Source organism: Sphingomonas sp. T1 (assembly GCF_902506585.1).
Lineage (GTDB): Bacteria > Pseudomonadota > Alphaproteobacteria > Sphingomonadales > Sphingomonadaceae > Sphingomonas > Sphingomonas aerolata.
The window spans coordinates 1,601,649-1,612,039 of sequence record NZ_LR733875.1 but is presented as its reverse complement, the minus strand read 5'-3'; the positions used below and the strand labels follow the sequence as shown (position 1 = coordinate 1,612,039).

General features: G+C 64.1%; 15 protein-coding genes. All 15 read right to left on the bottom strand.

The window, feature by feature from the left end; all coding sequences use genetic code 11:
* Positions 1 to 15: 15 nt before the first annotated feature.
* Complete coding sequence (locus GV027_RS07295; RefSeq protein ID WP_159511451.1) at positions 16 to 429, bottom strand: hypothetical protein; 414 nt, start codon at positions 427 to 429, stop codon at positions 16 to 18.
* A 17-nt stretch (positions 430 to 446) separates the two neighbouring features.
* Positions 447 to 860 (bottom strand): hypothetical protein, encoded by a 414-nt coding sequence (locus GV027_RS07290; RefSeq protein ID WP_159511450.1) that lies wholly within the window; start codon positions 858 to 860, stop codon positions 447 to 449.
* A gap of 103 nt (positions 861 to 963) precedes the next feature.
* Positions 964 to 1,413 carry a hypothetical protein gene (locus tag GV027_RS07285; RefSeq protein ID WP_159511449.1) on the bottom strand — a complete coding sequence of 150 codons (450 nt, stop codon included), beginning with the start codon at positions 1,411 to 1,413 and terminating at the stop codon, positions 964 to 966.
* A gap of 67 nt (positions 1,414 to 1,480) precedes the next feature.
* A complete protein-coding gene (locus tag GV027_RS07280; RefSeq protein ID WP_159511448.1) occupies positions 1,481 to 1,720 on the bottom strand; it encodes a hypothetical protein in 240 nt (79 codons plus the stop codon).
* A 12-nt stretch (positions 1,721 to 1,732) separates the two neighbouring features.
* The gene (locus GV027_RS07275; protein ID WP_159511447.1) at positions 1,733 to 2,140 is read right to left on the bottom strand and encodes a hypothetical protein; all 408 of its coding nucleotides are present in this window, start codon (positions 2,138 to 2,140) and stop codon (positions 1,733 to 1,735) included.
* The gene (locus GV027_RS07270) at positions 2,137 to 2,691 is read right to left on the bottom strand and encodes an HK97 gp10 family phage protein (RefSeq protein WP_159511446.1); all 555 of its coding nucleotides are present in this window, start codon (positions 2,689 to 2,691) and stop codon (positions 2,137 to 2,139) included. The genes GV027_RS07275 and GV027_RS07270 overlap by 4 nt, the downstream gene beginning before the upstream one ends.
* A complete protein-coding gene (locus GV027_RS07265; RefSeq protein ID WP_159511445.1) occupies positions 2,691 to 3,044 on the bottom strand; it encodes a head-tail adaptor protein in 354 nt (117 codons plus the stop codon). Before GV027_RS07265 ends, GV027_RS07270 begins: the two co-directional genes overlap by 1 nt.
* Entirely contained in the window at positions 3,041 to 3,346 is a 306-nt protein-coding gene (locus GV027_RS07260; RefSeq protein WP_159511444.1) for a head-tail connector protein, read from the bottom strand. The genes GV027_RS07265 and GV027_RS07260 overlap by 4 nt, the downstream gene beginning before the upstream one ends.
* Positions 3,339 to 4,187, bottom strand: a complete 849-nt coding sequence (locus GV027_RS07255; protein WP_159511443.1) for a phage portal protein — start codon at positions 4,185 to 4,187, stop codon at positions 3,339 to 3,341. The genes GV027_RS07260 and GV027_RS07255 overlap by 8 nt, the downstream gene beginning before the upstream one ends.
* A 133-nt stretch (positions 4,188 to 4,320) precedes the next feature.
* Positions 4,321 to 5,736, bottom strand: coding sequence for a phage portal protein (locus GV027_RS07250; RefSeq protein WP_159511442.1), 1,416 nt, complete (start codon positions 5,734 to 5,736; stop codon positions 4,321 to 4,323).
* Positions 5,736 to 6,002, bottom strand: a complete 267-nt coding sequence (locus GV027_RS07245; RefSeq protein ID WP_031441169.1) for a hypothetical protein — start codon at positions 6,000 to 6,002, stop codon at positions 5,736 to 5,738. Before GV027_RS07245 ends, GV027_RS07250 begins: the two co-directional genes overlap by 1 nt.
* 66 nt (positions 6,003 to 6,068) lie before the next feature.
* Positions 6,069 to 7,463: a phage major capsid protein gene (locus GV027_RS07240; RefSeq protein ID WP_201302592.1), complete on the bottom strand. Its 1,395-nt coding sequence runs from the start codon at positions 7,461 to 7,463 to the stop codon at positions 6,069 to 6,071.
* Between the two features lies 1 nt (position 7,464).
* Positions 7,465 to 8,082, bottom strand: a complete 618-nt coding sequence (locus GV027_RS21220; RefSeq protein WP_201302591.1) for an HK97 family phage prohead protease — start codon at positions 8,080 to 8,082, stop codon at positions 7,465 to 7,467.
* 11 nt (positions 8,083 to 8,093) lie between these two features.
* A complete protein-coding gene (locus tag GV027_RS07235; RefSeq protein WP_236559094.1) occupies positions 8,094 to 9,674 on the bottom strand; it encodes a terminase large subunit in 1,581 nt (526 codons plus the stop codon).
* Between the two features lie 106 nt (positions 9,675 to 9,780).
* Entirely contained in the window at positions 9,781 to 10,335 is a 555-nt protein-coding gene (locus GV027_RS21425) for a hypothetical protein (protein WP_236559093.1), read from the bottom strand.
* Positions 10,336 to 10,391 lie beyond the last annotated feature (56 nt).

Here is a 10,391-nt window from a genome sequence, read left to right as displayed (position 1 = left end):
GGACGCCACGAAGGGCTATCCCAATACGTCGTCGAGCACCGCGATTTCGGCGGCCTTCTCGGCTTCAGTTACCGCGCCGCGCCAGGGCGGCGGGCAGGCCTCATCTTCGCTGATCCGCGACTGCTGAACGTAGGCCTGTGACAGCGCCCGAATGAGCCGGGCTTCCCATGACGACAACTTGATCGAGGTGTTTGCCTGCCAAGCGGAGATCTCAGCCCATGGGAGCACGGTCGCCGACATGCCATTCGAGCCGGTCACCCCGGTCTCAATCCACCATTGAATGATGTGGGGCAGCGGCACGGGCGGCATCTGAACCGGCACCCGGTCTTTCTTCAGCTGGTCGAGCCGGGATGGTGCGGTCGCGGCATTGAAGTTCTTCGCGCGCGGAGACTCAGCCGGCGGGCGTGGCGTGGCATTGAGCCACGCCATGCGCTGCGCGTAAAGGATCAGGGCGCGGCTGGTGCGCCCTTGGAGTTTCCCCAGTCGGCCAGATGCTTCGACACCTGGTTGGCGATGAAGCCGAGCTTGCGGTTGCCGTAAACGCCGAGCGACAGCGCCCGGCCGGTCTTGTCGCCGAGGGTCAGGTTCTCCCACTCGATCGTCGCGTCGGCTAGATCCTCGGCAGTCTGCTCGAGACGCTCTTCAGCGCTCATGGCGGTGCGCTTGCCGTCATTGTCGTCCAGGCGCTTCAGAATGCGCGCGGTCTGCTTCGTCTCGATCTGGGCGTAGGCATCGCTGCCGGGGCTGTGCAGGTGCACGCGCACGGGCTTGCGATCGGGGCCGTCGTACAGAAGCTGACCGTCGGCGCCCTTTAGGTGCAGAATGGTCGAGTCAGCGATTGCTTCGGAAAGAATGTCCATGGTGATACCTCGCGGGTGTGGGGGAGCACCGACCCGCCCCGACACCCGCGATGAGCGGGGACGGGCCGATGCAAGTTATTCCGGCTGGGCCGGAAAGGGTGGATCAGACGGGCGCCGCCTTCTTCACGACGGCCGTGTTGATCTCGATGGCGGGAGCGGCGGTGATGACCGTGTTGGCGGCGCCGATCGTCTCAGGGAAACCGAACACACGCGCCTGGAAAAATCGCAGCGAGCCGTCAGGTTTTGTCACGCGGAAGGCATACTGATCGGTGTTGGTCGGCGCCGAGGCCGTCTGGATCAGCGCCTGCCCAGCATCGGAATCGTCGACCTTCATGGTCGGGCTGAGCTGACCGTAATTGGTCGGCCCCTTGTACTTCTCGACCGCGCCATCGAGCGGCGTGAAGGTGACGACTTCGGTCGTCGCCCCGAAGCCACCGATCGATTCGACGCCGCCGACGGTGGTGTAGGTCAGCGCCGCATAGGCGGTGTCGGTCTGCGCGGTAGGAATGCCGGCAGAAATGGCGAGCTTGGAACCCGCCGCGGTAGTGCTCATCGTGTATTCTCCAGTCAGCAAGCCGGCTGGGCCGGCGGGTCAGTCCTGTCGCGGGCAGGAAAGAGGGTTAGCCCAAGGCCTCGTCGAGGGCGGCCTTCTCGGCTTCGGCGGGCGACTTGGGCTTCTCGAAAGAAGCGAGGCCAGCGGCGCGATAATTGACGAGCTCGCCTGCGCTCACGTCAGTCAGCTCGGCACCGCGCTCGAAGTATCGGGTCGTGCCGGCGTCCTTGAAATCGCGGGTCGCATAGTGCGGCTTGCCTTCGGTCTTGGCAGCGGGCTTGGCGTCGGTCTTGGGCTTCGGATCCATCTTCATTCTCCTTCAGGCAGGGGTGTCGTAACTGACGGTGAAATCCTGATTGCGTTCGTAGCTATCGCCGGGGCCGTTCAATTCGGGGCCGGCGCCGGCCGTCAGGATGGAAATGTTGGTGGCGTCTTGCATGACCGGGATGATCATCCCGGCGCGGCCGGCAGAGCGCAGTAGCGTCATGATCGCTGCGCGAGACCGGTAGCTGGCAGCCCGTACGGTCACTGACACGCGCTCGATCACGTGCACCTTTGCCTCAAGCGCCAGCGTCTGCCGGTCGACAATGCTGATCGAGCGAACCAGCAAAACCGGCAACGCCGCATCGTCGCTCAGGCGGCCACCTTTGATCGCTTCGGCGCGCACAGCCGCAGTCAGCGGCACGTCAGCCCGAAGCTGCGCTCCGATGATCTCACTTCCGGTCATTCGGTATCCCCGTCAGCTGCCAGCGCGGAACCGCGTACGCGGGTGTTGATGAAGTCCTGTGCAGCTGCCACAGCGTCGCGGCGCTTGATGTCCCGCGCCGTCCGCAACCAAGGCTCTGCCGGCTTGAAGCCCGGATGCCAGACCGTTGCACCGACAGGCTTGCCGCCGATAACAAGCGTGGCGCCCGGGCCCGATCGCCCTTCCTTCGCCGCAGCAGTATCGAGGGTGTTTACACGTGCCGCTGTGCGCCCTTGGCTGTGCCGAGGATCGACGCTGATGAAATGCGCGCTTGTGCCGTATTCGAGCCAGGTGCCGAGCGATCGCGGCCAGCCTTCCTGGACGGTGATCCGCACCTTGATCGTGCCGTCCTGATCCTTCGAACGACCGATCTCGACACCATTGCGAACGGCATCGGAAGCCACTCGCGCTTTTGCTTCGTTAGCGATCACCGTTGCACCAACCCGCGCCGCTCCTCGCAAAATGCGCTTGATCTTGTCCGGTATCTGATCGCGACGGCGCTGCTCTGCCTCGCTCCCCTTGAGGGTCGGCATCAGCTGCCGTCGCCGCCGGCGCTGTATTCCTCAACCATGAACTCGACGCTGGAGCGCTGCCGGATGATCGCAGGACCCGCGATGATCTGCATGATCCGATCGCCCATCACGAACCGCATATTGCTCGTGATATCGTCCCGAATCCGCATGCGGACCCGGGCGGGCCGGGTAGCAATATTGATGCCCTCGGCAAGCCTCTCGCCGCGGCTGGGCAGCATGTCTACGACGCTCGCCCAAACCTCGTCGTCGACCAGCTCCCATCTGCCGGAGCCCGCACCGTCGAAGGCCTTATCAGCAACGGGGCGCTCGATGCGGATAGTGTCGGAAAGCTCTCCGGCAGTAAGCTGGCTCATACAACGAACTTCCGCAGAGGCGCGATAAGCCAGGTGATTGCCAGCGGCATCTCCGCCGAGTTTTGCCCCGTCGCTTCGCGGTTGGCGTACCATTGGGCGACAAGCAGCAACGCGGCCTGCGCGGCAACGGCACGGTCGCCCTCAGCCATGTTGGACGCGTCAGAGACGATGTCCCGCTCGGTGGCGTTTTCGATAGCACGAACAGCCGCCGCGATGAGGATGACGAGATATGCGTCCTCGCGATTAGATGAGCCAAGGCGAAGGTGCATCTTCACGTCCGCAAGAGTGACGAGCTCAGCCACGGGTAAGATCGCGCCCATCGCGCCCCTTCTTTACCGCGAGCCGCCAGCCGGTGTCGGGGCCGTCCGGCTTATCGCCGGTATCTTTCTGCGCGATCCAGAGTGAACCGCCGAAGGTAACGGCGTCGCCCAGCGTATAGGCCTGCCCTTCCTTGAACACGCCGCGGTCGATCACTGCCGGCACAGTGAGGTCGAAGGTCTTCACCTGCTCACCGCGGACGAACTTGAGGGTCGCTTGGCGCTCCCCGGTCTGCTCGATCGACATATCGTCGAAGCCCAATCCGGGGTCCCCGTCCTTCCCATCGACGCGACCAAGCGAGCACATCTTGCCGTTGCTCAGCGTCACGACCAGCGCACCAGTGCGGTCGATCATCGCCCCGGCAAGGCCGACGCCGTCCTTCGGAACCGGCAGCGCGGCGAAAGCGCGCTCGACTACCGCGGCGACGATCGGCTCGACCTCGCTGACTGTGACGCTCTTGCCATCGGCGGGCGTCGGGAGCGCTGCGACCGCGAACTCTACAGCCGACGCGATGATCGGCTCGACGTCGGCGACCGTGACGCTCTTGCCATCGGCCGGCGCGGGCAGCGCGGCGACCGCAGCAGCGACTGCCGCCTCGACGGGCGTAATGACGTCGACCGGCAGTAGCGCGGCAACGGCCCGCTCGGCCTCGGCAGCGATCAGCGGCTTCACGTCGTCAAGCGTGACGCTGACGCCATCCTTCGCCGGGGGCAGATCACTGACCGCGCGCGCAACTGCCGCGGCGACGAGGGGCTCGACGTCAGTGACGGTAACGCTCGTGCCGTCGCGCGGCATGGGCATGGCGGCAATCGCATCGCCGATCATGCGCCGAATGCTCGCCTCATCCGGCGACGCGTCCCGTGCCTCGACGATTGCAAGGCGCGCGAGCAGCGGCGTGGTGGCCTTGTCGACAGCGTCCTGCACGATCAGCGCCGTGGCCTGGGCAAGGGCTTTGGTATCAAGCATTGAGCGCCTCCCGCAGGTCTTTTTCGTAAAGCGCGACGGTCGCGCGCGCCTGCGCCGCCTCTTCGGAAGGATCGGGCGCTGGGGCTTCCGTCTCGCCCTTGGCGAATGGGTCGGCACGCGCGTCGCGCTTCGCCAGCGCCTCGAGGCTGTAGTTCTGCTCTTGCAGGTACGCCGTGTCGCCGCCGGTGATCGGCCCCAGGTCGAGCCGGCGCCGCGCCTCGTTGATCTTCTTGATCCCCGACTTGGTCGCCATGGCTTCGGCTTCGATCAGCGCCTTGGTGTCCATGCGCAGCAGGCCGTCGAGGTCGAACTCGGTGCCGATGCCCATGCCTTCGCCGATGCCGAGTCCCTCATCGAGGCATAGCTCCGCAGCCTCGATCAGCGATTGCAGCGCCTGGGTGTAATATTCGAGGTTGAGACTCTCGACGTTGCTGTTTGTCGGCAGGTTGCCGATTCCCAGCTTGTAGGGAGGCACATGGAAGGTCGAGCAGACCACCTCAGCGGTCCACTTGAGCTGGTCGATCAGCTCCGCATCCTTGGCGGTGACGGCCATGTGCTCATATTTCAAGCCATCGCCGAGCACGGCCACGCGGCCAGAGTTTTTGCCGCCGTAATACTCGTACCAGTTGGCTTTGAGTTCGGCTGCGGACTCAGGGCTGATCTTGCCCGGTGCCGACAGCAGGCCACCCGGGCGGGACTGGTTTCCGAAGAACACCGCCGAGTTGTCTTGGATGCGCAGACCCTGCGTCGCCGCGAGGCCGTTCGCATAGATTGGCGACACGCCGACCAGCGGGTGAAACAGGCAGTTGAACCGGTCGTGGATAAGCTCACGCGCCGGCACGACCATCGGGCCAGCGATCTCCGAAATATCGTCCTGCTGAAGCTCGTAGAAGATGCTGCCGTCGTCGGCGACCAGCGGCTTCACCCGGTGAGGGTCAAGAACATAGAGCGCGATCACGACGTTGCGCGCGTCGCGGCGCTTGAGGACATAGGTGTTGCCGCTGCTGAGCTTCGACAGGAACCACGATTCGAAGAACTGGATCCGGGTCTGGAAGCCGTTGGGCTTGCGCAGCACCGGTGAATAGGCGGGGCGGGTGGTTTCGGCCCAGATGCCATGCGCGTCCTGGCTGACCAGCTTGACGCGCAGCTTCGAGATGTCCGACGCGATGAGCGTCATGCACGAAAATACGGCGTGGAAGGCCAGCACCGCGGTCTGGTTGACCTCGACATTCTGCTGCCACGCACCGCTATAGCTTTCGCGGACGATCGGCATCCAAGGGCCCGACGGCGTACTGACGATGCGCGCCGCCTTCTCTCGAATGATGGGCAGGCCGCCTTCAATTTCGGGTTCGGCCTGCCCGGTGGTGATCTGCCGGGAGCGCCCGAACTCCCGGCCGAGGATCCGCATCAGGCGCTCGCGACCTTGGCGATCTCTTCGAGCAGGCGCTTGTCGCCCCAGCGCATGCTGACGGTGATGCCGAGCTTGGCGGCCTTGTCACGCAGCTCATCGAGAGTCGGCGCCGTGGCGGACGGATCTGCCGACGCGTCAGCTGGGCGCGCCTTCTTAATCGCAATTAGGACGCGGGCGTCTTGGTTGCTCGCCTGGAATGGGTCGCCCGCCTGAAGCGCGCGGGTCGCGTACCTCATGTCGCGGGTGGCGATAAGGTCAGGCATAGGTGTCTCCTCAGTTGATCGGCGGGCAGGATTGCTACCCGCCGATCCGTCTGGCTCGCTGGTGGATTACGAGCCGGCCGCTACCGGCTCGCCCCAGCGGACGCCGGTCAGGTACGCGACCGCGGTCGCGCGGCGACGACGCCAGTTGATGGTGCGCTCGGCGCGCAGGCCGACCAGGTTGTTCTGCCACAGCGACACCAGCTGGGTGCCGGTACCGGCGAGGCCGTCCTGCTGAAGGGCGCTATCTTTCATCTCGAGCGACGCTTCGCGGCTCATGTCGACCGCGATATCGCCCTCGTCGGCCTCGTAGATGTCGGCCGCGTTGACCAGCGCAACGGTCTGGCCGGCATATTCCGACACGATGACCGGCAAGCCCTCGAAGGTACCGCCGAGCATGGTCATGCCGGCAAATTCCTTCTGCCCGAGGGCATTGCTCATCATCGACAGGCCGAGCGCATTGGTTGCCGACATGATCCAGACGCCGGTCGTTAGCGAGTTGTTGGCCGCGATGAATGCAGCCATCGCTGCGCGCGCATCGGCCCGCACTGCATCGGCATCACGGCCCGACGATGCCACCGCGGTCGCGCCGTTCGTGACCGATGCCGGGCGAACGGTATCGACACCGGCGTTGGTCGGATTGATGAACGCCAGATCCTGCGTCTCGACCAGCGCGGCCTTGAGCGCGTCGCGCACGATCGCTTCAGAACTCGGGTTCGAGCTGCGCACGTTCTCCTCGGTGAGGACGGCGATGTTGGCAACCTTGAGGCGGCCGAGCACGCTGCGCGTGAAGTCGAACGACGTCAGCGGCTTCGGCTTGCCTTCGCCGACCCAGTAGCCCTCGCCGCCGCCCGTCTGAAGGATGACGGGCTCGTCGAAGCCGATCTTCCGCAGCGACGGGATGATGCCGGTGCCGAACTTGCCGAGGATCGTCGCCGGACGGAGGAACTCGGCGAAGTCGACGAAGGCGGCGCCCTCGGGGCTATGCAGGGCCGCTGCCCAGCTGCCGGGCTGGTTCGAACCAGCCGCGACGGCTGCCTTGATGGTGCCGACGACGTCGCTGTCCGGACCGTACATGCGCTCGGCGATGGTCATCACCGGCTCGTTATCGAGGCGCGAGACGGCGCGGGCCTTGGCATAGCGCGCGAAGGCGATGCCGGGAGCAAGCTTGGGCTGCGCCTTGACCTGGGTCACGCCGCCGCGCTGCGCGGCTGCGGCCGAGGGATCGCGTACGTCCTCAATTGGCTTTGCCGTCTTGGCGATAGTGCGCTCGGCGGTGCGCAGCCGATCGAGGTGCTTGTCGATCGCGACGATGTCGGCGGAATGGCCGTCATATTCCTCCGATTGCGCAGCGTCGAGGGTGGCGCCATCGGTGGCGGCCTTGGTCATGATCGAGTCCATGGCACCGACGACCGAGGCACGCTTTGCCTCATACGCGGTGATCTGTTCAGCAAATTTGGTCACTTCAAATCCTTCGAATGGTGTTGATGACGAATGGCTTCGCCCGGTCGCGGGCGGGGTCATCCAGCTTCACCACGCGAACCGATTTGCCGACCGCGGCAGGTTCTGGGTTGGCGGGAATTTCGGGGTCGGGAACGCCAGCTTGCTTGCGCAGGGCGGCGTCGATCGACTTAATCTGATTGATGATTGCATCGGCCTGCGCCGGAATGGTGACCGCAGACAGCTCGAAGACCTCGGTCTCGGTGTACCGAACGCCGCCGTTCTCCATGAACGAGTACTCGATTGGGCGAAATCCGATGGAGGTGGCCGTCACAAGGCCGTATTTGATCTCGCCCCACGCCGTATTGACGCGGTCCTGCAGCTCGCCCGGCTCCTCAATCTTGGGGATCTCGGCGCGAAACTTTATCCCGTCCTTCGTCGGCGTCTCGAACCAGACCTTGCCGATCACCTTGTCATGACGATGCTGATGCAGCAGCGGAATGGGGTTCGTGAACTTGACGCCCATGGGGTCGATGATGTCGCCGACCCGGTCGACTGACGGCGTGGTGGCAATCCCACTGAACGTGCGCGCGTCGTCATCGAGCGCCTTGATACTGAGCACACTAAACGCACGGTTCTGCATGGGGCTGCCTTTCAAAGGAACATGACCTGGAGGCCGCTTCCGGACGCTTCGGGGTTGCGCGACATGAGCTGCACCGCGTTGAACAGCGCAATGAGTGGGTCGATCTTGGCCTTGCCGGCGATCTGCTTCGTGATGATCACCGCGTTGCCGCGCTGCTCGGCCTTTGCGTTGCCCACACACCAGGTCATCAGCGCCTGGTCGGCGTGAATCATGGTGCCGTCTTTCAGCTTCCGCTCAGAACCCCAGACCGCTCCGGAAAGCCGGAAGCCCTGACTGATCGCCAGCATCTGCTTCTCGGTGAAGCCGCGGCCGGAAAGCTCGTCGACGATCGCCGCAATCCCGGCCGGGTCGAGGCCGATCGCATACTCCTCGGGGAACAGACCGGCCTCCTTGACCCGTTCAAGTATGTCGGCGAGCTCGATCAGATCTTGCGTTGGGTTATCGCACTTCGTGACCGTACCCTCGGCAACGAAGCCGTCGAGCGCACTGACAATGTCCTTGCGGCGCTCCCAAACGTCCAGCTGGCCCCATGCATGCGACCAGGTCAGCCACTGCTTCGTGACCTTGTGCCGCCCGATCAACGTGAGTCCGAGCAGATCGTCGAGCCCGCCGCCATCGATGCCGGCGACTGCTGCCTCGACGATCTCGAGGAAGTGATCAAGCGAGCCGTCCCACACTAATGGGGACGCCGTCGCATTCAGCCAGTAGAGCGCACCCGCCCAGGCATCGTGCAGAAGGCCGACGCCCATCTCAATGTTGAGGTGCTTCGCGTAGAAGACCTGCCGCTCCGCCATTTCGGCGCGCTGCGCTTCGTCGAACTTGTTTTGCAGCCACGGCTGACTGACTGACCGGCCAAGGTTCGGGTTGGTGATGTAGAAATTCGCCGGGTCGACATGGTCTTCCGCCGCGATCATCTCGGGCGGATACTCGTATAACACCGGCAGTTTCGTCGGTGCGTTGACCGTGCCGTCCCGTATGGCGCGGTATTCCTTGAGCTTGCTTTTGAAGACACCTTGGGGCGGCTGGTCCGACTGCGTCGTCAGGAACAGCGTGTAGCCTTCCGGCCGTGACGCCTGCCCGCCCGTCGCTTCCTGGAACATCGAATCGGCCGTGGCGACCTTACCAAAAAGCCAAAGCTCGTCGATCAGTACTCGGCTGGCCTTCTTGCCCGACACCGTGGCGCTGTCCGCGGCGACGACTTTCATCGTCGCCTTCGTCGACCGCTGCGTAATCAGCTTCATATGGTCTTGGATATGAAGAAGGTCGTTTAGCTCTTCGTCCGCGCGGATCATTGCCGCTGCCGGCTTAAAGCTGTTGTCCGCGACTTCCTTCGTCGGCGCGAGGATCAGGTTCTCGTCTTCATGCCGCCAGCCGAGCGCTAATTCGGTGACCATGATGCCCGCAGCGATCGTCGACTTCGAATTTTTTTTACTAACGAGCAGCAGAAATTCTTTGATCATCTGCTCGCCGAGGTCGGGGTCGTACGCACCGAACACGGCAGCGACGAAATCCAACAGCCACTGGTCGCAGGACTCGCCGATCGTTGGCTGCCCCGTGACGTCCATCAGCCGCAGCGACGTGAACAGCGCCATTTTCGCTTCGGCCACATTCGGAAAGAGTGGGTCGAATGGGATCAGCGAGCGGCGTCCTCGAATACGCTCCTTCCAGTCGGGGCAAGAGGTAGACCATTGCGGCAAGCTACTTGACCGACTTCAGCGTGGGTGGCCCAACGCCGCGAAACCGGTTGGCGATCTGGTCGGCCTTCTCTTGCTGGCCAGCCTTCTTGCCCTGCGGTGCGGAGGCTTCGTTTATCGTCTTGAACGCGGTCGCCAGTTCCTTGAGCGTTTTCGCGCGACCAGTCAGGCTGATCGCGGCCAGCATGCCGTCACGCCGCCGGGCCTCGCGGTCGCCGGACGTCTCATCCTCAATCATCTCTTCAAGCTTGCCCTGGTGCGTCGTGGTCGCGTCGAGCTCGTCGAGCATTCGCGCTACCAGTCCGCGCCCGCGCTCGGCGATTACCGCCGCGTCGGGAACGGGCACCGGCTCGGCCGGGGACGCGGCCACCGCAACGGGCTCGGTACGCACGGTACGCAGGGTGCGCACCGTGCGTACCCACTTTTCGGCCTTGGCCCGCTTCCGAATAGCGCCCTCGGAAATCTCATGTCGATCAGCAATTTCGCGGACCGATGCTTCGCCCGCCAAGTATTCGAGCTCGATCCGATCCCAGTCGCAAGTTGATTTGCGGGTCGCCATGATTGAGGCCTCCCGGCGAAAGTACGCAGCTGAAACTGTGAGAGGAAAATTATCCG